At 69.1% G+C, this 21744-nt stretch carries 20 protein-coding genes; 9 read left to right on the top strand and 11 right to left on the bottom strand.

Annotated elements, in window-relative coordinates:
• Nucleotides 1–9 precede the first annotated feature (9 nt).
• From gyrB to dnaA, 6 genes are all read right to left on the bottom strand, one after another.
• Nucleotides 10–2073 carry a DNA topoisomerase (ATP-hydrolyzing) subunit B gene (gene gyrB / locus ACZ619_RS15640; protein WP_469598875.1) on the bottom strand — a complete coding sequence of 688 codons (2064 nt, stop codon included), beginning with the start codon at nt 2071–2073 and terminating at the stop codon, nt 10–12.
• 374 nt (nt 2074–2447) lie between these two features.
• On the bottom strand, nt 2448–2987 hold the full coding sequence (locus tag ACZ619_RS15645) for a DciA family protein (RefSeq protein WP_469598877.1): 540 nt from the start codon (nt 2985–2987) through the stop codon (nt 2448–2450).
• Nucleotides 2984–4105, bottom strand: a complete 1122-nt coding sequence (gene recF / locus ACZ619_RS15650) for a DNA replication/repair protein RecF (RefSeq protein WP_469598879.1) — start codon at nt 4103–4105, stop codon at nt 2984–2986. Before recF ends, ACZ619_RS15645 begins: the two co-directional genes overlap by 4 nt.
• Nucleotides 4106–4147: 42 nt before the next feature.
• Nucleotides 4148–5029, bottom strand: coding sequence for a phosphogluconate dehydrogenase (NAD(+)-dependent, decarboxylating) (gene gnd, locus ACZ619_RS15655; RefSeq protein ID WP_469598881.1), 882 nt, complete (start codon nt 5027–5029; stop codon nt 4148–4150).
• Nucleotides 5030–5209: 180 nt separating this feature from the next.
• Nucleotides 5210–6340 (bottom strand): DNA polymerase III subunit beta, encoded by a 1131-nt coding sequence (gene dnaN / locus ACZ619_RS15660; protein ID WP_469598883.1) that lies wholly within the window; start codon nt 6338–6340, stop codon nt 5210–5212.
• 1021 nt (nt 6341–7361) lie between these two features.
• Nucleotides 7362–9263: a chromosomal replication initiator protein DnaA gene (gene dnaA, locus ACZ619_RS15665; RefSeq protein WP_469598885.1), complete on the bottom strand. Its 1902-nt coding sequence runs from the start codon at nt 9261–9263 to the stop codon at nt 7362–7364.
• Between the two features lie 374 nt (nt 9264–9637).
• Between dnaA and rpmH the strand changes: the two genes are divergently transcribed.
• The 9 genes from rpmH (at nt 9638) to ACZ619_RS15710 (ending at nt 16654) form a co-directional block, all read left to right on the top strand.
• A complete protein-coding gene (gene rpmH / locus ACZ619_RS15670; protein ID WP_015659252.1) occupies nt 9638–9775 on the top strand; it encodes a 50S ribosomal protein L34 in 138 nt (45 codons plus the stop codon).
• Nucleotides 9776–9796: 21 nt separating this feature from the next.
• Nucleotides 9797–10168 carry a ribonuclease P protein component gene (gene rnpA, locus ACZ619_RS15675; RefSeq protein WP_469598887.1) on the top strand — a complete coding sequence of 124 codons (372 nt, stop codon included), beginning with the start codon at nt 9797–9799 and terminating at the stop codon, nt 10166–10168.
• On the top strand, nt 10165–10530 hold the full coding sequence (gene yidD / locus ACZ619_RS15680; RefSeq protein WP_469598889.1) for a membrane protein insertion efficiency factor YidD: 366 nt from the start codon (nt 10165–10167) through the stop codon (nt 10528–10530). Before rnpA ends, yidD begins: the two co-directional genes overlap by 4 nt.
• Before the next feature lie 3 nt (nt 10531–10533).
• Entirely contained in the window at nt 10534–11817 is a 1284-nt protein-coding gene (gene yidC / locus ACZ619_RS15685; protein ID WP_469598891.1) for a membrane protein insertase YidC, read from the top strand.
• A gap of 15 nt (nt 11818–11832) precedes the next feature.
• Nucleotides 11833–12348, top strand: coding sequence for a Jag family protein (locus tag ACZ619_RS15690; RefSeq protein WP_469598893.1), 516 nt, complete (start codon nt 11833–11835; stop codon nt 12346–12348).
• Nucleotides 12349–12464: 116 nt separating this feature from the next.
• The gene (rsmG, locus tag ACZ619_RS15695) at nt 12465–13181 is read left to right on the top strand and encodes a 16S rRNA (guanine(527)-N(7))-methyltransferase RsmG (protein ID WP_469598895.1); all 717 of its coding nucleotides are present in this window, start codon (nt 12465–12467) and stop codon (nt 13179–13181) included.
• 338 nt (nt 13182–13519) lie between these two features.
• Complete coding sequence (locus ACZ619_RS15700; RefSeq protein ID WP_469599221.1) at nt 13520–14593, top strand: ParA family protein; 1074 nt, start codon at nt 13520–13522, stop codon at nt 14591–14593.
• Nucleotides 14590–15702 carry a ParB/RepB/Spo0J family partition protein gene (locus ACZ619_RS15705; RefSeq protein WP_469598897.1) on the top strand — a complete coding sequence of 371 codons (1113 nt, stop codon included), beginning with the start codon at nt 14590–14592 and terminating at the stop codon, nt 15700–15702. The genes ACZ619_RS15700 and ACZ619_RS15705 overlap by 4 nt, the downstream gene beginning before the upstream one ends.
• Nucleotides 15703–16036: 334 nt before the next feature.
• Nucleotides 16037–16654, top strand: coding sequence for a GNAT family N-acetyltransferase (locus ACZ619_RS15710; protein ID WP_469598899.1), 618 nt, complete (start codon nt 16037–16039; stop codon nt 16652–16654).
• A gap of 97 nt (nt 16655–16751) precedes the next feature.
• Here ACZ619_RS15710 and trxA read toward each other — a convergent pair whose 3' ends face one another.
• From trxA to ACZ619_RS15735, 5 genes are all read right to left on the bottom strand, one after another.
• Nucleotides 16752–17084, bottom strand: coding sequence for a thioredoxin (gene trxA / locus ACZ619_RS15715; RefSeq protein ID WP_089100462.1), 333 nt, complete (start codon nt 17082–17084; stop codon nt 16752–16754).
• Nucleotides 17085–17130: 46 nt separating this feature from the next.
• Entirely contained in the window at nt 17131–18099 is a 969-nt protein-coding gene (gene trxB / locus ACZ619_RS15720; protein WP_469598901.1) for a thioredoxin-disulfide reductase, read from the bottom strand.
• 193 nt (nt 18100–18292) lie between these two features.
• The gene (locus ACZ619_RS15725; protein WP_469598903.1) at nt 18293–19192 is read right to left on the bottom strand and encodes an anti-sigma factor family protein; all 900 of its coding nucleotides are present in this window, start codon (nt 19190–19192) and stop codon (nt 18293–18295) included.
• Nucleotides 19189–19914 carry an RNA polymerase sigma factor SigM gene (sigM, locus tag ACZ619_RS15730; protein ID WP_469598905.1) on the bottom strand — a complete coding sequence of 242 codons (726 nt, stop codon included), beginning with the start codon at nt 19912–19914 and terminating at the stop codon, nt 19189–19191. The genes ACZ619_RS15725 and sigM overlap by 4 nt, the downstream gene beginning before the upstream one ends.
• A gap of 25 nt (nt 19915–19939) precedes the next feature.
• The gene (locus ACZ619_RS15735; protein WP_469598907.1) at nt 19940–21661 is read right to left on the bottom strand and encodes a protein kinase family protein; all 1722 of its coding nucleotides are present in this window, start codon (nt 21659–21661) and stop codon (nt 19940–19942) included.
• Nucleotides 21662–21744: the final 83 nt, after the last annotated feature.

A 21744-nucleotide genomic window follows, 5' to 3' on the forward strand; every position in this document is an offset into this window, starting at 1 on the left:
GAGACCGACTCAGATGTCGAGGAAGCGGACGTCCTTGGCGTTGCGCTGGATGAACTGGCGGCGGGCCTCGACGTCCTCGCCCATCAGGACCGAGAACAGGTCGTCGGCCTGGGCGGCGTCGTCGAGGGTGACCTGGCCGAGGACCCGGTGGTCGACGTCCATGGTCGTCACGCGCAGCTCCTCGGCGTTCATCTCGCCGAGACCCTTGAAGCGCTGGATGGAGTCCTCGCGGACGCGCTTGCCGCGCTGCCGGCCCATCTCCAGGAGCGCGTCGCGCTCACGGTCGGAGTACGCGTACTCGACGTCGTCCCGGCCCCACTTGATCTTGTAGAGCGGGGGACGGGACAGGAACACGTGCCCGGCCTCGACCAGCGGCCGCATGAAGCGGAACAGGAAGGTCAGCAGCAGGGTGTTGATGTGCTGGCCGTCGACGTCGGCGTCCGCCATCAGGATGATCTTGTGATAGCGGAGCTTCGAGATGTCGAAGTCCTCATGCACACCCGTGCCGAACGCGGAGATCAGCGCCTGGATCTCCTGGTTCTGCAGGATCTTGTCGATCCGCGCCTTCTCGACGTTGAGGATCTTGCCCCGGATCGGGAGGATCGCCTGGTACTGCGGGTTGCGGCCGGACTTGGCCGAACCGCCGGCGGAGTCACCCTCGACGATGAAGATCTCGCACTTGGTGGGGTCGTTCGACTGGCAGTCCGAGAGCTTGCCCGGCAGCGAGGCGCTCTCCAGCAGGCCCTTGCGACGGGTCAGGTCACGCGCCTTGCGGGCCGCCACGCGCGCGGTGGCCGCCTGGATGCCCTTGCGGACGATGTCCGCGGCCTCCACCGGGTTGCGGTCCAGCCAGTCGTTGAGGTGCTCGTAGACCGCCTTCTGCACGAAGGTCTTGGCCTCCGTGTTCCCCAGCTTGGTCTTCGTCTGGCCCTCGAACTGCGGCTCGCTCAGCTTCACCGAGATGATCGCCGTCAGACCCTCACGGATGTCGTCACCGGTGAGGTTGTCGTCCTTCTCGCGGAGCAGCTTCTTGTCGCGCGCGTACTTGTTGATCAGCGAGGTCAGCGCCGCACGGAAGCCCTCCTCGTGCGTACCGCCCTCGTGCGTGTGGATGATGTTGGCGAACGAGTACACACCCTCGCTGTAGCCGCTGTTCCACTGCATGGCGACCTCGAGGGACAGGCTCTTGTCCTTGTCCTCGGCCTCCAGGTCGATCACCGTCTGGTGCACCACGTCCCCCTTGCGGGAGTTGAGGTACTTCACGAAGTCGACGATGCCGCCCTCGTAGTGGTACGTGACCGTCTTGACCTCGGACTTCTCGTCCGCGCCGGCCTCGTCCGCCCCGGCGACCGCCTTCGCCGACTCGCGCTCGTCGGTGAGCCGGATCGTCAGGCCCTTGTTGAGGAACGCCATCTCCTGGAAACGCCGCGACAGCGTCTCGAAGGAGTACTCGGTGGTCTCGAAGATGTCCGGGTCCGCCCAGAACGTGACCGAGGTGCCGGTCTCGCCCGTCTCCTCGTGCTGCGCCAGCGGAGCCGTCGGAACGCCCAGCTTGTAGTCCTGCGTCCAGCGGTGGCCGTCCGTCCTGATCTCGACGGACACCCTGGACGACAGTGCGTTCACGACGGACACGCCCACACCGTGCAGACCGCCGGAGACCGCGTAACCGCCGCCGCCGAACTTGCCGCCCGCGTGCAGCACGGTCAGCACGACCTCGACGGCCGGCTTGCCCTCGGACGCCACGATGCCGACCGGGATGCCACGGCCGTTGTCGACGACGCGCACGCCGCCGTCGGCCAGGACCGTCACGTCGATCGTGTCCGCGTGGCCCGCCAGAGCCTCGTCGACGGAGTTGTCCACGACCTCGTACACGAGGTGGTGCAGACCGCGCTCGCCGGTGGAGCCGATGTACATACCGGGTCGCTTGCGGACCGCGTCCAGCCCTTCGAGGACGGTGATGGCGCTGGCGTCGTAGGAGGCGGTGACCTCACCGTTCGAGCCGGCTTCGGTGGACGGGATGTTCTCGTTGGGGTTGCCGGAATCGGCCACGAAGCGCCCTTTCTGGCACAGCACGAGCCGGGCTCGTCGGCGGGTTGCCGGAGCGGCTGCGGCATGTTGCGTTGGTAAGCCTTGATCAGCGTTGCTCAGCTTTTCCCGGACGGTCCCCACGTTTGGGGCGGGATTGGCTTCCAGTCTACCGGTAGCGCCGACAGTGATGGGGGTTTGCCGGTACCTGAGTCCGCATGTGCCGCCCTGAACCCGCCTCCGCCGACTCCCGATATGCGGAAGGGGGCTCCAAGAGGCTCACGGAGCCACTCAGCGCTTCGAGCTGTCAACCCTTGGCTACTCCGGGGTCACGTAGCGATTCGCAACCGCGTGCGGTGGTACGACGACCGGCCGAGGGGGCCCCGGAACGGCTCCGCGCTCGGCTCGTCGCGTGATGTAAGTCACCCGTAGGTATCGCCGGGACCGGTGCTCCCGGGGGCCCGCAACGGGCCGTAGCGCCGGGCCGGACCGCCCGGATTGAGCACCTTGATCAGGCGCACGGTGCCGTGCCCCAGGTCCTCGTTCAGCCGGGCCACCAGCGCCGGCGCGAGGTGCCGCAGCTGGGTCGCCCAGGCCGTCGAGTCGCAGCTCACGACCAGCACCCGCTCGTCCTCGTCGTACCGCTGCGGCACACAGTGCTTGGCCAGGTCCTCGCCGACGATCTGCGGCCAGCGCCCCATCACCCCGCCGACCGCCGCCGGCGTCTCCCAGCCGCGCTCGGTGATCAGCCGGTTGATGGCCGACCCGAGCGCCATGGGGTCACGCCCGTCGGCGCGCGCGCCGGAGCGCAGGCCGCCGCGCCGCGCCTGCTTCCGCTGCTGCGCCGCGTCCCCGCGCGCGCGTGCCGCCTCCTTCGCCGCGCGCAGCGCCACGCGCGCGAGGTCGACACCGGAAGGCTCCTTCGCGTCCTTCTTCCCGGGGGCCGGTCCGTCGTCGCTCATACGCGCTCCACCGTCCCGTCCGCCACCGCGTACCGCGTGCCGGTGAGCACGTGCGGCACGTCGTCGTCCACGGCGGCCGTCACCAGCACCTGCTCCCCGGGCGCGACCAGCTCCGCCAGCCGCTCCCGGCGCCGGGCGTCCAGCTCCGCGAAGACGTCGTCGAGCACCAGCACCGGCTCGTTGCCCTCGGCCCGCAGCAGGTCGTACGAGGCCAGGCGCAGCGCCAGCGCGTACGACCAGGACTCGCCGTGCGAGGCGTACCCCTTGGCCGGCAGCTGCCCGAGCTTGAGCACGAGGTCGTCGCGGTGCGGCCCGACGAGCGTCACACCCCGCTCGATCTCCTGCTTCCGGGCGTCCGCCAGGGCCGCCATCAGCTGGCCGTACAGATCCTCGCGGGTGTGGGCGTCGCCGGGCGCGGACGGCCTGTACTCCAGCGCGACCGGACCGCCGCCCGGCGCCAGCTGCTCGTACGCCTTGTCCGCGAGCGGCTGGATCGCGGCGACCAGGTCGAGCCGCTGAGCGAGCAGCTCGGCACCGGCCCGCGCGAGGTGCTGGTCCCACACGTCGAGCGTCGACAGGTCCATGGACCGCCCGCCGTGGCGCCGCGCGAGGGCGGCGCTCTTCAGCAACGTGTTCCGCTGCTTGAGCACCCGCTCGTAGTCGGACCGCACACCCGCCATCCGCGGCACCCGCGCGGTGATCAGCTCGTCGAGGAACCGGCGCCGCTCACCCGGATCGCCCTTCACCAGCGCGAGGTCCTCGGGCGCGAACAGCACGGTCCGTACGATCCCCAGTACGTCCCGCGGCCTGACCTGCGAGGACCTGTTGATACGGGCGCGGTTGGACTTGCCGGGGTTCAGCTCCAGCTCGACCAGCTGCTGCCGGTCGCCCTGGCGGACCTGGGCCCGGATGACCGCGCGCTCGGCGCCCATGCGGACCAGGGGGGCGTCGGAGGCGACCCGGTGGCTGCCGAGGGTGGCGAGATAGCCGACGGCCTCGACGAGGTTGGTCTTGCCCTGGCCGTTGGGTCCGACGAAGGCGGTGACGCCCGGGTCGAGCGGGACCTCGACCCGGGCGTAGGAGCGGAAGTCGGCCAGCGACAGATGCGTGACGTGCATGGTCGTTCGCCGACCTCCCCGTGAAGTGCTACTGCTCGGTCTCTACGGCTGCCTGGTCTCTACGGCGTGGCCGCCGAACTGGTTGCGCAGCGCCGCGATCATCTTCATCTGCGGCGAGTCCTCCTGCCGGGAGGCGAACCGCGCGAACAGCGAGGCGGTGATCGCGGGCAGCGGCACCGCGTTGTCTATCGCGGCCTCCACGGTCCACCGGCCCTCGCCGGAGTCCTGCGCGAACCCCTTCAGCCGGTCCAGGTGCTCGTCGTCGTCGAGGGCGTTCACCGCCAGGTCGAGCAGCCAGGAACGGATGACCGTGCCCTCCTGCCAGGACCGGAAGACCTCACGCACGTCCGTGACGGAGTCGACCTTCTCCAGGAGCTCCCAGCCCTCGGCGTAGGCCTGCATCATGGCGTACTCGATGCCGTTGTGGACCATCTTCGCGAAGTGGCCCGCGCCGACCTTGCCGGCGTGCACCGAACCGAAGTCGCCCTCGGGCTTCAGCGCGTCGAAGACCGGCCGCACCTTCGCCACGTGCTCGGCGTCGCCGCCGTACATCAGCGCGTAGCCGTTCTCCAGGCCCCAGACACCGCCGGAGACACCGCAGTCCACGAAACCGATGCCCTTGGCCGCCAGTTCCCCGGCGTGCCGCTCGTCGTCCGTCCAGCGGGAGTTGCCGCCGTCGACGACCACGTCACCGGGCTCCAGGAGCTCGGCCAGCTCGTCGATCGTGGACTGGGTCGGCGCCCCGGCCGGGACCATCACCCACACCACCCGGGGCCCGCTGAGCTTGCCCACGAGCTCTTCCAGGCTGTGGACATCGGCGAGGTCCGGGTTGCGGTCGTATCCGACGACGGTGTGGCCCGCGCGGCGGATCCGCTCGCGCATGTTGCCGCCCATCTTGCCGAGGCCGACGAGACCGAGATCCATCAGTTGGTTCCTTAGGTAGCGGTGTGGCAGGAGGGGCACTCTCGTACCCACGTCCGAGCCTAATCCCGACCCCTTGCGCACAGTTGTGGGCATAGCCGCTCACCTGGGGAAACCCCCTCAGCCGCGGTGCCGGGCGTCCACAGGGGACCCCCGGCACCGTGCACAGCTGTGGACAGACGGTCAGCCGCTGAGGCGCACCGGCATGATCAGGTACTTGTAGGCCTCGTCCGCCTCCGCGTCCAGCGCCGGCTTGCCGCTGAGCAGCGCGGGCTTGGTGGAGGTGGTGAACGACAGCTGCGCCACCGGCGAGTCGATCGCGCTCAGGCCGTCGAGCAGGAAGGTCGGGTTGAAGGCGATCGAGATGTCGTCGCCCTCCAGCTGCGCGTCGACCCTCTCCACAGCCTGTGCGTCGTCGCTGGAACCGGCCTCCAGGATCAGCACGCCCTGCTCGAAGCTGAGCCGCACCGGGGTGTTCCGCTCGGCGACCAGGGCGACACGCTTGACGGCCTCCACGAAGGGGGCGGTCTCGATCACGGCGACGGAGTTGAACTCGGTCGGGAACAGCGTGCGGTACTTCGGCAGGTCGCCTTCGAGCAGACGCGTGGTCGTCCGGCGGCCGGCGCCCTCGAAACCGATGAGCCCCTCGCCCGCACCCGAGCCGGACAGGGCCAGCGTGACGCTGTCGCCGCTCGTGAGGGCCTTGGCGGTGTCCAGGAGCGTCTTGGCGGGCACCAGGGCGACCGCGGAGGCCTCCGGGTTCTCCGGCTTCCACAGGAACTCACGGACCGCGAAGCGGTAGCGGTCGGTGGAGGCCAGGGTGACGGTGTCGCCCTCGATCTCGATGCGCACACCGGTGAGCACCGGCAGCGTGTCGTCACGGCCGGCGGCGATGGCCACCTGGGAGACGGCGGAGGCGAAGACCTCGCCGGGGACCGTGCCCGTCGCGTTCGGCATCTGCGGCAGGGAGGGGTACTCCTCCACAGGCAGTGTGTGCAGCGTGAAGCGGGACGACCCGCAGACCACGGTCGCCCGTACACCGTCCGTGGAAATCTCGACCGGCCGGTTGGGCAGGGCGCGGCAGATGTCGGCGAGCAGCCGGCCGGAGACGAGGACCGTGCCCTCCTCGTCGACCTCGGTCTCGACGCTGACCCGCGCGGAGACCTCGTAGTCGAAGCTGGAGAGGCTCAGCTGCCCGTCCTCGGCCTTCAGCAGCAGGCCTGCGAGGACCGGCGCCGGCGGACGGGCCGGGAGGCTGCGTGCCGCCCAGGCCACTGCCTCCGCGAGTACGTCGCGTTCCACCCGGATCTTCACCGTAAGCCCGCCTCCTGCTGTTGCCGGGGCTTCTCGCCCTGCTGCGTCTTCGTCGTCTGTCTCGGTGTCGTCGGCCCCTGGGAGGGGAAGAACACCGGGGACCAGTCTGACGCACCGCACTGACAGCTGGTGCCCGTCGGGGTCAAGTCGTGACGAGGCGCGGTCAGAGGCCGAAGAGCGAGTTGTGCACAGGGCCCTCTTCGAAACGGATTCCCAGCTCTCTCTAGTTGTCAGTAGTAGTAGGGGCTGTGGATACCGTGGATAACCTCGTTTGCGCAGCTCAGGGCCAAGATTTTGTCCACTGCCCCTGTGGGTGGGACCGGTGGACAACCTGGGGTCTCTGTGGAGAACAGAAAGTTCTGCACACGCCATGCACAGCCCGAGCGGACTTCTCCCCAGCGCCGTCCCCAGCTTTACCCGCCTTTCCCACAGCCCAACCCGGCACCTTCGTGTGACGCCTTTCACTCGACTCGGTGAGCGGGCGCGTCACGTTGCCGAACAGTGGACAGCGGTGTGGAGAAGCTGGGGATCGCTGGGGACAACCGCCCCTCAGCCTGTGGGCTACCGGTGGACAACTTCGTGCACACCCTGTGGATCATTTCTTCGTCCACAGTCTGTGGAGAACCTTCGTCCACGATTCCACAGCCGCTTGAGCTGCCCTGATGCTCTCTCAACCCCCAGCCTGTGGACGGCGTTCGGGACAACTTCACAGTCCCCAGGGTGTGGACGCAAGAAAGTCGGCAAATCTGTGGAGGACGCCCGTAACCAGGCCGGTAATCGAACAGCGAGGCCGGTCTCGCTCGCGGCCCCGTTCGCCGGAGCACCCCCCGAGGGACGGCGGGACCGTGCCGATACGCGGCTCCGCCGCGTGGGCGCGACCGGCCCCACCGGACCCGTGACGACTGCCTGCCCGGTCCCCTGCCGCCCACCGGCCGACCCGCCCCGGGAACCCGCCCCAGGACGCCAGAAGGCGCCCCCGGGATCTCTCCCGAGGGCGCCCAGAACGCCGTGGAACCCTTGCCTACCCGTTCTTGATCCGGTTCGTCAGCTCCGTCACCTGGTTGTAGATCGACCGCCGCTCGGCCATCAGCGCCCGGATCTTCCGGTCGGCGTGCATCACCGTCGTGTGGTCCCGGTTGCCGAACTGGGCCCCGATCTTCGGCAGCGACAGGTCCGTCAGCTCCCGGCACAGGTACATCGCGATCTGCCGCGCCGTGACCAGCTGCCGCCCGCGCGAGCTCCCGCACAGGTCCTCGACCGTGAGCCCGAAGTAGTCCGCGGTCGCCGCCATGATCGCCGTGGCGCTGATCTCCGGCGTCGAGTCCTGGCCCCCGGGGATCAGGTCCTTGAGGACGATCTCCGTCAGCCCCAGGTCCACCGGCTGCCGGTTGAGCGACGCGAACGCCGTCACCCGGATCAGCGCGCCCTCCAGCTCCCGGATGTTGCGGGAGATGCGGGAGGCGATGAACTCGAGGACCTCCGGCGGGGCGTTCAGCTGCTCCTGCACCGCCTTCTTGCGCAGGATCGCGATCCGCGTCTCCAGCTCCGGCGGCTGGACGTCGGTGATCAGGCCCCACTCGAACCGGTTCCGCAGCCGGTCCTCCAGGGTGACCAGCTGTTTGGGCGGCCGGTCGCTGGAGAGCACGATCTGCTTGTTGGCGTTGTGGAGCGTGTTGAAGGTGTGGAAGAACTCCTCCTGCGTCGACTCCTTGTCCGCGAGGAACTGGATGTCGTCGACGAGCAGGATGTCCATCTCGCGGTAGCGCTTGCGGAAGCTGTCGCCCTTGCCGTCGCGGATCGAGTTGATGAACTCGTTGGTGAACTCCTCGGAGCTCACGTAGCGCACGCGCGTGCCCGGGTAGAGGCTCCGCGCGTAGTGTCCGATCGCGTGCAGCAGGTGCGTCTTGCCGAGTCCCGACTCCCCGTAGATGAACAGGGGGTTGTACGCCTTCGCCGGCGCCTCGGCGACGGCGACCGCGGCCGCGTGCGCGAAGCGGTTGGACGCGCCGATGACGAACGTGTCGAAGAGGTACTTCGGGTTCAGCCGCGCGGTCGGTTCGGCGGGCCCGCCGGCCGGCGGCCCCGGCTTCGCGCCCATCGAACCGGGCCCGCCGGAACCCGGCAGGTCCGGTCGCCCGTGGCCGCCCCGGTGGCCCTGGCCGGCTCCGCCCGGGGGCTCGGACAGCTCACGGCGGCCGACGTCGCGCTGGTCGTAGTCGGACCGGTCGTAGTCGGGCCGCTTGTCGTACTCCGCGCGCTTGTCGTAGTCGGGGCGCTGCTGCTCGTAAGGGGGGCGGTCCATCGGCTGCTGCGGGCGGTAGTCCTGGGAGTAGGAGTCGCCGTAGCCGTCTGAGCGGTAGGAGTCCTGGGGCGGCGAGGCATAGGGGTCGCGCTCGGGGAAGCCGAGCCGCGGCTGCTGCCAGCCGTACTCGTCCTGCCCGGGGCGCGGCCAGGCGCCGGGTTCGGGGCGCTGGTACTCGGAGGGGTAGGCCGGGCGGGCGGTGGGGAGCTGGTCGCGGCCGCCCTGGTCGGGCAGCTGTTCGGCGCGGTGCCGGCCGTAGCCGCCGTCGTACGGTGACGGCGGGGTCTCGGGGCTCTCGTAGCGCTGGGGCTGCACGGGGGGTGCCGGCGGGGCCGGGGGCTCGCCCGCGGAGTCGTCCACGGTGATCGCGATCCGGATCGGGCGGCCGCACTCGCGGCTCAGGGTCTCGCTGACGATCGGTGCGAGACGGCCCTCCAGTACGTTCTTCGCGAATTCGTTCGGCACGGCGAGCAGGGCGGTGTCCGCGACCAGCGCGAGCGGCTGACAGCGGCGGATCCAGTGTTCGTCCTTGGTCTCCACACCCTGACCGCGCCCCTCACCGAGGAGCTGCTCCAGTACGCGTGGCCACACTGCGGCAAGATCGGCAGGTACGTCAGCCACAGGGCACGCTCTCTCGCAGGTCCCACGAACGTGTGGTTCGAGGACGGGTCGGGATGAATATCAGGTCGGGCGGGGAGAAAGGAACGAATCGGAGTTCAGCCACGGTAGTCAGCGTGGCGGGTGCGGTTCAAGTTGTTGTCCCCAGCCTGTGGATAGTGTCTCTCCGTCACCGCTGGTTTGACCGAATGGCGTAGCCCCGCGTACCGTAACCAGGTCGAGTTGTCGATGGCTGCTGCCGCCTGCCTCCGATGGGCACAGATCGCTGAAGGTGATCGGGAAGCGGTGCACTCGGGCGTGATGCGAGCTACTCGTGGGCGCACGGTGACAGCCAGGACGGCACCCGCCAACACCGATTTGATCTCTGGAGCCCCCGAGTGAGCAAGCGCACCTTCCAGCCGAACAACCGTCGTCGCGCGAAGACCCACGGCTTCCGCCTGCGGATGCGCACCCGTGCCGGCCGCGCGATTCTCGCGAACCGTCGTGCCAAGGGTCGCGCCAGCCTTTCCGCCTGATCCCGATCAGGTCATGACGTCGTGCTGCCTACCGAGCATCGGCTGAGGCGGCGCGAGGACTTCGCGACCGCGGTACGACGGGGTCGCCGGGCCGGCCGCCCGTCCCTCGTCGTCCACTTTCGTAGCGGTGCCACGGACCCGCACGCGCCTGGGGAGAGCGCTCCCCCGACGCGTGCGGGTTTCGTCGTGAGCAAAGCCGTGGGCGGAGCGGTCGTACGCAACTCGGTGAAGCGCAGACTGCGTCATCTGATGCGTGAGCGGGTCGCCCTGTTCCCCCCCGGTAGCCTGGTAGTCGTACGAGCGCTGCCCGGAGCGGGCGACGCCGACCACGGACAGCTGGCCCGAGACCTGGACGCCGCCATCGAGCGGCTGCTGGGAGGGGGCGCGCGATGAAGTACCCGCTGCTGGCTCTGATCAAGCTGTACCAGTGGACGATCAGTCCGCTGCTCGGGCCGGTGTGCAAGTACTACCCGTCGTGTTCCCACTACGGCTACACGGCCATCGACCGGCACGGTGCGATCAAGGGAACGGCACTCACGGCCTGGCGCATCCTGCGGTGCAATCCGTGGTCGCTGGGCGGTGTGGACCATGTCCCGCCGCGCAAGCGCCCGCGGTGGCACGAAATGTTGCGTGACGCCTGGCGTGCACGCAGGGGCGGGCCCTCCGCCGCCGACTCGGCCACCGAAGTGAAGTCTCCCGGCGAGCTTTCTTCGAGCCCGGCCGCAGAGACCTCGTCCCATGCCCAAGGAGCATGATTAGTGGACACGATTGCCAGTCTTTTCAGCTTCATCACGACACCCGTCTCATGGGTCATCGTCCAGTTCCACTCGGTGTACGGCGCGATCTTCGGGCCTGATACCGGCTGGGCCTGGGGCCTGTCCATCGTGTCCCTCGTGATCCTGATCCGTATCTGCCTGATCCCGCTCTTCGTGAAGCAGATCAAGGCGACCCGGGCCATGCAGACGCTGCAGCCCGAGATGAAGAAGATCCAGGAGCGCTACAAGAACGACAAGCAGCGCCAGTCCGAAGAGATGATGAAGCTGTACAAGGAGTCGGGTACCAACCCGCTCTCCTCGTGCCTTCCCATCCTGGCGCAGTCCCCGTTCTTCTTCGCCCTGTACCACGTGCTCAACGGCATCGCCTCGGGCACGACGATCGGCGTGATCAACCAGAGCCTGCTGGAGAGCGCGCAGAAGGCGCACATCTTCGGTGCTCCGCTGGCCGCCAAGTTCTTCAGCACCGAGGCCCAGGTCACCGCGCTCGACGCCACGCTCACCAACGTGCGCATCGTCACCGCGATCATGATCGTGCTGATGTCGGCGTCGCAGTTCTACACGCAGCGCCAGCTGATGACGAAGAACGTCGACACCACGGTGAAGACGCCGTTCATGCAGCAGCAGAAGATGCTGATGTACGTCTTCCCGGTCATGTTCGCCGTCTTCGGTGTGAACTTCCCGGTCGGTGTCCTCGTCTACTGGCTGACCACCAACGTGTGGACCATGGGCCAGCAGATGTACGTCATCCACAACAACCCGACCCCGGGTTCCAAGGCCCAGGCCGCCTACCTGGAGCGGCTCGCCAAGCACGTTGCCCAGCACGGCAAGACCCGTCGCCGCAGCGAGAAGACCATCGTGAAGGCGATCGTCACCAAGGGCCGTGACCGCAACGAGTTCGAGCGCAAGTTCATCAACGCGCTGACCAAGGCGGGGCTCGCGGCCCAGGCCGACGGCACCGTGGTGAAGAGCGAGGCCCAGGCCGCCGTGCAGGCCGAGGACGGCGGCACGACCGCTGCTTCCGCCGCCAGGCGCCAGCAGCCCAAGCGCCAGAGCAAGGCCCAGCGGCAGTCCGGTGGCCCGAAGACGGCCGACGACACCACGTCGGCTGCCGAGGAGACCACCTCCCTGGAGAAGTCCGACGAGCCGCAGGACGCCAAGCCGGCCGCTCCGCAGCCCCCGAAGGGCGGCTCCAACGGCCGCAGCAGGGCGCAGTCCGGTCAGCGCAAGGGCGGTCAGCAGCGCCCCAAGTCCCCGTCCAAGAAGTAAGAAGGAGCCCATCCCGTGACGGAAGGCACCACCACCTCCGCCGCTGCCGAGGGTGCAGACACCCTGACCCGCCTGGAGCAGGAGGGCGAGATCGCGGCGGACTACCTCGAGGGTCTCCTGGACATCGCCGACCTCGACGGTGACATCGACATGGATGTCGAGGCCGACCGTGCCTCGGTGTCGATCATCAGCGACTCGGGCGGCCGTGACCTACAGAAGCTGGTCGGCCGTGACGGTGAGGTGCTGGAGGCGCTCCAGGAGCTGACCCGCCTGGCCGTGCACCGGGAGACCGGTGACCGCAGCCGTCTGATGCTCGACATCGGGGGCTACCGGGCCAAGAAGCGTGCCGAGCTCTCCGAGCTGGGCGCCAAGGCCGCGGCCGAGGTCAAGAGCACCGGTGAGCCCGTGAAGCTCAAGCCGATGACCCCGTTCGAGCGCAAGGTCGTGCACGACGCGGTCAAGTCCGCCGGACTGCGCAGCGAGTCGGAGGGCGAGGAGCCGCAGCGGTTCGTCGTCGTGCTGCCTGCCTGATCGGTCTCCACGCGTTACCGGCCCCGTCTGTCCGCAGGCGGGGCCGATCTTTGTCAGCCTGGTAGTTCTGGTGGCCGGTGCGCGGAGCGCCGGCGCTGTACGGAAGGACGGTCCCCGTGACGGAGGCTGCGGAGCTCCCCCCGGCGCCCGAGCAGGCGCGGGAAGTCTTCGGCGAGCGCTTCGCCGATGCGGTCCGCTACGCGGAGCTGCTTGCCGAGGCAGGTGTGCAGCGTGGGCTGATCGGCCCACGGGAGGTGCCCCGCCTGTGGGAGCGGCATCTACTGAACTGCGCGGTGCTCTCGGAGGCCGTTCCCGAGGGGGTGACGGTGTGCGATGTGGGTTCCGGAGCCGGCCTGCCGGGCATTCCGCTCGCGCTGGTCCGGGAGGACCTCAACATCACCCTGCTGGAGCCGCTGCTGCGGCGCACCAACTTTCTGACCGAGGTCGTCGAGCTGCTCGGCCTGAACCATGTCACCGTCGTGCGCGGCCGCGCCGAGGAGGTCATGGGGAAGCTGCCCCCGGTCCATGTGGTGACGGCGCGAGCGGTGGCTCCGCTGGATCGGCTGGCCACCTGGGGCATCCCGCTGCTGCGTCCCTACGGCGAGATGCTCGCCCTCAAGGGGGATACGGCGGAGGAGGAGCTGAAGGCCGCCTCCACCGCCCTGAGCAAGCTCGGAGCGGTCTCCACGTCCATCCTCCAGGTGGGCGAGGGCGTGGTGGACCCGCTGTCGACCGTGGTCCGGGTGGAGGTCGGGGAGAGCCCGGGCGGTGTGCGCTTCGCGGCCAAGCGGGCGAAGGCGGCCCGCACCGGCCGGGTACGCCGCCGCCGCTGACCGGCGTACGGGCGCCCACCTCACGGTGGGCGCCTGTTTGATCTTCACAAGAACCGATCTTGAGTCCCGAGGGGGGTGTAAAGCCGCGTACGGCGGTGTGTCACCCGCATTAGGGACAAATTGTTGTCATCGTGTTTCACGTGAAACGTCGCTCACTGCTGCACGGCATCATCAGCCGGGGCCGCGCTGCGGCCGAACCGCGCGATCGCAAGCCCCTCGGTTCCCTCAAGGAGGGCGCCTCCGGTGACACTCCGTCCTTCTTGCGGGGCAGGGAGTTGTCCACAGAGGTGGATTTCTCCACAGAACAACAGGCCTCACTGGTTCATGACCCTGAAGACATGGGAGGCTCTGTTCATTGCGAGCCTGAAGTCGAGGAGAGTGAATCCTTGCGGTCCGACGCCAACATCGCGGGACCGATGACCGATCCGGTCCCCGGTCCCCGTACCGAGTCGATGGGGGCGGATGTTTCACGTGAAACACCGCCTCCGATGGACGACACTCCCATCGGTCGTGCTGCCCAACTCGCGGTAGAGGCTCTGGGGCGCGCCGGCGAAGGCCTTCCGCGTCCGGAGCAGACCAGAATCATCGTGGTCGCCAACCAGAAGGGCGGCGTGGGCAAGACGACGACCACCGTCAACCTCGCCGCGTCGCTCGCCCTGCACGGCGGTCGCGTTCTGGTCGTCGACCTCGACCCGCAGGGCAACGCATCCACCGCGCTGGGGATCGACCACCACGCCGAAGTCCCGTCCATCTACGACGTGTTGGTCGAGAGCAAGCCCCTGGCCGAGGTCGTCCAGCCGGTCGTGGACGTCGAAGGTCTGTTCTGCGCCCCCGCCACGATCGATCTCGCCGGTGCGGAGATCGAGTTGGTGTCGCTGGTGGCCCGCGAAAGCCGGCTCCAGCGGGCGATCCAGGCGTATGAGCAGCCGCTGGACTACATCCTCATCGACTGCCCGCCCTCGCTGGGCCTGCTGACGGTCAACGCGCTCGTCGCGGGCGCCGAGGTACTCATCCCGATCCAGTGCGAGTACTACGCGCTGGAGGGTCTCGGTCAGCTGCTGCGCAACGTCGACCTGGTGCGGGGGCACCTCAACCCCGCCCTGCATGTGTCGACCATCCTGCTCACCATGTACGACGGCCGGACGCGTCTCGCCTCCCAGGTCGCGGAAGAGGTGCGCACCCACTTCGTGGACGAGGTGCTGCGGACGAGCATTCCCCGCTCGGTCCGTATCTCCGAGGCCCCGAGTTACGGGCAGACGGTATTGACCTACGATCCTGGATCGAGCGGTGCCCTCTCCTATCTTGAGGCGGCCCGAGAAATCGCGCTGAGGGGCCTCGGTGTCAGCTACGACCCGACGCAGGCCCACATCGGCGCCCAGACCAACCCGAGCATGGTGGAGGGGATCCAGTGAGCGACCGACGGAGGATTGGCCTGGGCCGTGGACTCGGCGCGCTGATCCCGGCTGCGCCGACGGAGCGGACCCCGGCGCAGACCGCTGTGGAAGGTCCCACGGGTGCCGCTCCCGTGGTGGCCCCGCAGCTGACCGACCGCGGGGTCGCCGCGGCCAAGGTGACAACGCTGCCGCCTGTTTCACAGGAGCCCGAGGAGCCGTCGGTATTCGGCGGAGGGGTGGAGACGCCCGCTGCGCCGATGGGAGCCCACTTCGCGGAGATCCCCCTCGACGACATCGCGCCCAACCCTCGTCAGCCCCGTGAGGTCTTCGACGAGGACGCTCTTCAGGAGCTGGTCACCTCCATCCAGGAGGTCGGTCTGCTCCAGCCCGTGGTCGTACGGCAGTTGGGTCCGGCGCGCTACGAGCTCATCATGGGCGAGCGGCGCTGGCGGGCCTGCCGAGAGGCCGGCCTGGAGGCGATCCCGGCGATCGTCCGGGCGACGGACGACGAGAAGCTTCTCCTGGACGCCCTCCTGGAGAACCTGCACCGGGCGCAGCTGAACCCGCTGGAAGAGGCCGCCGCCTACGACCAGTTGCTGAAGGACTTCAACTGCACGCACGACCAGCTGGCCGACCGTATCGGGCGCTCCCGCCCGCAGGTCTCCAACACGCTGCGACTGCTGAAGCTCTCGCCGGCGGTCCAGCGCAGGGTCGCCGCCGGGGTCCTGTCGGCCGGGCACGCCCGGGCGCTGCTCTCCGTCGACGACTCGGAGGAGCAGGACCGGCTGGCCCACCGGATCGTCGCCGAGGGGCTGTCGGTGCGCGCCGTCGAGGAGATCGTGACCCTCATGGGCTCACGGCCCCAGACGACAGCACGTGCCAAGGGACCGTGGGCCGGTGCCCGGCTCTCCCCGGCGCTGACCGACCTCGCCGGCCGGCTCTCGGACCGCTTCGAGACCCGGGTGAAGGTCGACCTCGGGCAGAAGAAGGGCAAGATCACCGTCGAGTTCGCCTCGATGGAAGACCTGGAGCGGATCCTCGGCACGCTGGCCCCGGGTGAGGGCCCGGTCCTGCACCAGGGGCTCCACGACGGCGACATTGCCGATCCGGAGGAGTCCGAGGACTGACCATGCGGGGTTTCCCGCCCGGTCTGCAGCCCGTCACCCAGAGAGCGGATCGTGCCCGGTACACACCGGACACGATCCGCTCTTTGCTTTCAGGCGGTATCGACGGAATCCCTGTGTGGATACGATGCGTTCGGGTAGGGCGCATCCACCTGGCAGCTGGCAGCACCTCTGAGTGGGAGGCGGGGGCCATGCGATCGATGAGCCGCACCGGACTGGTGAGCGCGGCCCTGGGCGTGGGCGCTGCCGTCGGATTCGTCGGCAGCCTGCTCAGGGAACGCAGCGCCCTGACAGCCGCTCGCGACGCTGCGGGCGAAGGAAGCGAGGAACAGCCTTCATGGGGCGTCGGCTCGTACCGCTCACGCTGGACAACCTCCAGGACCTTCCCACGCGCTGTCGCTCGTGTGTCTTCTGGGAACTGGACCCCGTCAGCGGCGAAGCAGCGGTAAGAGCCGGTACGTCCGCGGTGGAGAAGGAGTCCTGGATCTCCGCCGTCCTGCTCGACTGGGGATCGTGCGGCCGGGTGGTCTATGTCGACGACGTTCCGGTGGGCTTCGTGCTCTACGCCCCGCCCGCCTATGTCCCGCGCTCCACGGCGTTCCCGACGAGCCCCGTCTCCCCGGACGCCGTCCAGCTCATGACCGGGTTCATCATGCCCGGCTATCAGGGGCAGGGACTGGGGCGTGTGATGGTCCAGACGGTCGCCAAGGATCTGCTGCGACGGGGCTTCAAGGCGATCGAGGCGTTCGGTGACGCCCGCTACAGGGAGCCGGCCTGTCTGCTGCCCGCAGACCATCTGCTGGCCGTGGGCTTCAAGACGGTCCGGCAGCACCCTGCACACCCCCGGTTGCGGCTGGAGCTGCGGACGACGCTCTCCTGGAAGGAAGACGTGGAGCTGGCGCTCGACCGGCTCCTGGGGGCCGTACAGAAGGAGCCGGTGCTGCGGCCGCTGTGAGCGGTTCCGCGCAGCCGGTCCCGCCCGACGAAGGTGGTCCGTCAAAGCGAATGGGCCAACCCCGAGGGGTTGGCCCATTCGTGTTTCACGTGAAACATCACTCGGCGATGAAGTCCTCGAGGTCGCGGACGAGCGCGGCCTTCGGCTTGGCACCGACGATGGTCTTGGCGACCTCGCCACCCTGGTACACGTTCAGGGTCGGGATCGACATGACGCCGTACTTGGCCGCCGTGTTCGGGTTCTCGTCGATGTTCAGCTTGACGATCTCGATCTTCTCGCCGTGCTCAGCGGCGATGGCCTCCAGCGACGGGGCGATCTGGCGGCACGGGCCGCACCACTCGGCCCAGAAGTCCACCAGGACGGGCTTGTCGCTCTTGAGGACGACCTCTTCGAAGTCGGCGTCGGTCACATGCTTCAGAGTGCCGGCCACGGCGGGCTCCTTTACTTGATGGTGCGGTGGGGCGGAAGGGGGAGGGTCAGACGGAGGTCTTCTCGGGCTCGGCCTTCTCCTCGTCCGCGAGGGCGGAGAGGAAACGCTCGGCGTCGAGAGCGGCGGAGCAGCCGGTACCGGCCGCGGTGATGGCCTGGCGGTAGGTGTGGTCCACCACGTCACCGGCGGCGAACACGCCCGTCAGGTTGGTGCGCGTCGAGGGGGAGGCGACCTTCAGGTAGCCCTCCTCGTCGAGGTCCAGCTGGCCCTTGAACAGCTCGGTGCGCGGGTCGTGGCCGATCGCGATGAACAACCCGGTCACCGGCAGGTCGGAGAGCTCGCCGGTCTTGACGTTGCGCAGCTTCAGACCGGCCAGCTTCTGCTCGCCCTGGACCTCGGCGACCTCGCTGTCCCAGGCGAACTTGATCTTCGGGTCGGCGAAGGCGCGCTCCTGCATCGCCTTGGAGGCGCGCAGGGTGTTCCGGCGGTGGACGATCGTCACGGACTTGGCGAACCGGGAGAGGAAGGTGGCCTCCTCCATCGCGGTGTCGCCACCGCCGATCACGGCGATGTCCTGGTCCTTGAAGAAGAACCCGTCACAGGTGGCGCACCAGGAGACACCGCGGCCGGAGAGGACGTCCTCGTTCGGCAGCCCGAGCTTGCGGTGCTGGGAGCCGGTGGTGACGATGACGGCCTTCGCCTTGTGCACGGTGCCGGCGGTGTCGGTGACGGTCTTGATCTCACCGGTCAGGTCGACGGAGACGATGTCGTCGGGAACGAGCTCGGCACCGAAGCGCTCGGCCTGCGCCCGCATGTTGTCCATAAGGTCGGGGCCCATGATGCCGTCGCGGAAGCCCGGGAAGTTCTCCACCTCGGTGGTGTTCATCAGGGCACCGCCGGCGGTGACGGCACCCTCGAACACGAGGGGCTTCAGCGACGCGCGCGCGGTGTAAAGCGCCGCCGTGTAGCCGGCGGGCCCGGAGCCGATGATGATCACGTTACGGACGTCGCTCACGGCTTGTTTCCTCGTCTCTGGTCTACGTCATTCGACCGGTGGGAGTTCTTGTCAGAAGCTCTCACCCCACCCAACGGATCCTACGGGGCGCGCATTCCCGGTGTGTCCGGGCACACGGGCTTCCCACACCGTACGGATTTCCACGTCTGGACGAGACGATGCGCATCGCGAGCCGGGGCCTCGCCGATGGGGCTCAGGAGCGCGCCAGGGACTCCCGCAGCAGCACCTTGCCGGGGGAGGCGGAGGACTGGCCGGTGCAGGTGGCGTCGACGACGAAGGCCGTCACCCGGGAGGTGTCGGAGGAGTCGGGGAGCACGACGAGGTAGGCGTGCTTTCCCTCGTACGTCCCTTCCTTCGCCCCGATGACGTCACCGCTCTGGCTGATGCCGTTGCGGACGCACTGCGGCACCGGCACCGAGGTCTGGATCAGGGTGTTCGGGCTGTCCGTCGCGCTGGGCACGGTGGACTGGCCTTCGACATGGAAGGGCTTCTGGGAGCCTCGCTGCAGGCTCTTCTTCGTGCTGAGGAGCTCCTGCACCTGGCTCTGGAGGGTGCTCTCGGAGAAGGTCCCGGCGGCGGTCGTCGGCTTGCCCTGTGCCGTCGTCGGCCCGTTGCCGCCGAGCGACTGGAGGAGGAACGAGCCGGCTCCCAGAACGGCGGCGGTGAAGACGGCGCCGAGGACGACGGTCCGGCGGCGTCGGCCGCGGTCGCGTCCGCGGTCCTGCCGGCGGTCCTTGCGGCCGGGGCCGGTCGCAGCGCTCGGCCGGCCGGCGGGACGGTCTGCGGAAGCCGAGGGCGGGGACGATGTTTCACGTGAAACATGCGTCTCCGGTGCCGTCGCGCTCAGCAGAGCCTCGGCGGCGAGAGCGGCATCGATCCGGCCCGCGACCTCGGCGGGCATGGACGGCGGACCGGGCAGCGCACCCAGCAGGCCCCGGATCTCCTCCAGGGAGCTGTGGACGTCGGCGCAGAGCTCGCATCCGTCCAGGTGCTGTCGTACTTCTTCGGTCCGGGCGGCTGGGAGCAGGCCTTCGGTGAGGTCGGAGATCTCCGCGACATCCGGGTGCCCGGTCGTGTCCGTCGTGGAAGTCACGCTCGCCCACCTCCGCCCTTCACTGCGGCTGAATCGCTCGGCCCGGTGTCCTGTGGGCCCCCTTCCCGGGACCCCGCTGCCGGTGGGACGGATGTCCCCTCCGCCCGGTTCCGTGCCGGGTCCGGGTCATCGCCCTCACCGGTGTTTTCCGGCCGCAGATGGGTGAGCAGAGGCAGGAGTCTGGCCCGGCCGCGAGCGCAGCGGCTCTTCACCGTCCCGGTGGGGACGTCCAGGATCCGGGCCGCCTCGGCGACGGGATAGCCCTGCATGTCGACCAGGACGAGAGCGGCTCGCTGGTCGTGCGGCAGGGTGCCGAGGGCTTCGAGGAGCTGGCGGTGCAGATCGTTGCGCTCGGCCGGAGCGGAGGCCGATTCATGGGGCTCCAGGAGCTGCTCCAGCCGCTCGGTGTCGTCGACGGGAGAGGTCTTCCGGGAGGCCACCTTGCGGGCACGGTCGAGACAGGCGTTCACCGTGATCCGGTGGAGCCAGGTGGTGACGGCCGACTGGCCCCGGAAGGTGTGGGCGGCCCGGTAGGCGGACACCAGGGCGTCCTGGACCGCGTCAGCGGCCTCCTCGCGGTCCCCCAGCGTCCGCAGCGCGACCGCCCAGAGCCGGTCCCGGTGCCGCCGCACGATCTCACCGAAGGCATCGGGGTCGCCTTCCACATGGCGGGCGAGCAGGTCTTGGTCGCTCACTCCGTCGTATCCGGCGCCTTCCGCCATCTGCCCCCTCCGCCTCGGCGAGACCTCAGCCCGTGAACTTCACTTCCGTGATGGCCTGCTTGTAACCGGCTCCCGAGTACGCGGCGGGGTCCGCGCCCGACTTCGGTACGGCGGTCATCCACACGAGGACGTACCGACTCTTCACCTTCTTGCTGACCTTGACCGTGGCGGTGTCTCCGGTGGTGGTGACATCGCCGATCTTGGTCATGGAGCTGACCGACCCCGGGTTCAGCGAGTCGGCGGCGTACAGAGCGATCGTCGTGTGATCGCCAGAGTAGCGAAGGGAGATGGTTCCCGTGGCGAGATCCCTGGCGGAGCCGAGGTCGTAGACGATTCCCACACCCGGCTTGTAGGGCGCCAGCTCGGGGCCCTCCAGGAAGGTGTTGGTCCTCCAGTACGTCGAGGTGCTGCCGTCGTACGTCTTCGTGACGTCGTTCGGATGCTGGGCCTCGCCCTCGGCGACGTACTCCTGGGCGTCCAGGATCTTTATCGCGGCGGCGGCCGAGGGGCTGGGGCTGCTCTTGTCCCCGTCGTCCGACGTCTGGGTGTTGTTGGTGTCGCCGGAGTTGTCGCCCTGGTCCATCAGGGCGTCCGCGAGCTGCCAGCTGCCCAGGCCCAGGGCGGCGATGAGGAGGGCCGAGACGGCCCACTTCAGTGCCTTGCCCGTACGGCTCTGCAGCGGGGGCGGCGGGGCCTGGACGGGCTGCGTGACGCCGGGAGGCGCGGGGCGGCCGTAGGTGCCCTGCTGGTAGGTGGTGCGCTGGTACTCGGGGGGCGCCGTGAACGAGGGCTCCGGCGGGCGGATGCGGGGCATCTCGCCGATCGCCTTCACCAGCTCCTCCGGCGTGGTGCACGCGGACTCGTGGCGCGAGGCGGTGGCGCCGTCGTTGACCAGAGCCCGCATGGCGAGCTCCGACAGACCCCGGTGGACGCCGGCCCGCACCTGGTCGGGTGCGATCAGACCGATGTCCTTGGGCAGCCCCGGCAGACCGTAGGCGTCGCTCTGGTACGGCCAGCGCTGGGTCAGCGCCGCGTACAGCAGGGCGCCGATCGCCTCGGTGTCGGTGCGCTGCGGGGTGTCGGAACTGATGCCGCGCAGCGCCGCGTTCACCGCGAGACCGCGGATGCGCCACTGGCCGCTGGAGGTACGCAGCACGGCGTTCGGGTTCAGGCGCAGATGGGCCAGGCCCTCGCGATGGGCCGCGGCCATGGCGGAGGCGATCTGACTGACCATCTGGTAGGCGTCGTGCGGCTCCAGCGGACCGGTCGCCAGCAGCGTGGTCAGTTCGGTGGCGTCGGGCAGCCACTCGTGGACGACATAGACGAGGTCGTTCTCCTCGACGGCGTCCAGGACCTGGACGAACCTCGGGTCGCCGAGCAGCGCCGCCGAACGGGCCGCCGCCAGCACCGCGCGGGTGCGCGCGTGGTCTGAGGGCAGGATGTGGACACCTACGGCACGCCGCAGTTTCTCGTCGACCGCCCGCCAGCTGCTGAACCCGTCCAGACGGGTGACGCACTCTTCGAGACGGTAGCGTCTGGCGAGTTTGTGACCGCTGTGCAGTTCGGGTGGTGAGGCCTTCTTTCCGGGGTCCGCGGCTGTGCCGCTCCCCTGTGCCCCGTCGCTGTCCGTGTCCCGCTCCGGGTTCTGTGCCACCCCGTCGGCCGTGGACTGCCCCGCCTTGGCGGTCAGCGGCTCGTCACCGCTGTTGTCTGCCACGTCGACGGCAGCCGTGCTCCGTTCCGCCACCGTCGTTCCCTGCCTCCCCATCCGTTGCACGCTGTCCGACGCCGAATCCAATTGTGCCCACAGTCCCCCGCCATGCACGACAC

Source organism: Streptomyces sp. NPDC104367 (genome assembly GCF_055583825.1).

What these genes read in the sequence shown, in the direction of transcription:
- ACZ619_RS15645 (WP_469598877.1), bottom strand. Translation starts at nt 2,987, where the DNA reads ATGAGCGACGACGGACCGGCCCCCGGGAAGAAGGACGCGAAGGAGCCT.
- recF (WP_469598879.1), bottom strand. Translation starts at nt 4,105, where the DNA reads ATGCACGTCACGCATCTGTCGCTGGCCGACTTCCGCTCCTACGCCCGG.
- gnd (WP_469598881.1), bottom strand. Translation starts at nt 5,029, where the DNA reads ATGGATCTCGGTCTCGTCGGCCTCGGCAAGATGGGCGGCAACATGCGC.
- yidD (WP_469598889.1), top strand. Translation starts at nt 10,165, where the DNA reads ATGAAGTACCCGCTGCTGGCTCTGATCAAGCTGTACCAGTGGACGATC.
- ACZ619_RS15700 (WP_469599221.1), top strand. Translation starts at nt 13,520, where the DNA reads ATGGGAGGCTCTGTTCATTGCGAGCCTGAAGTCGAGGAGAGTGAATCC.
- ACZ619_RS15710 (WP_469598899.1), top strand. Translation starts at nt 16,037, where the DNA reads ATGGGGCGTCGGCTCGTACCGCTCACGCTGGACAACCTCCAGGACCTT.
- sigM (WP_469598905.1), bottom strand. Translation starts at nt 19,914, where the DNA reads ATGGCGGAAGGCGCCGGATACGACGGAGTGAGCGACCAAGACCTGCTC.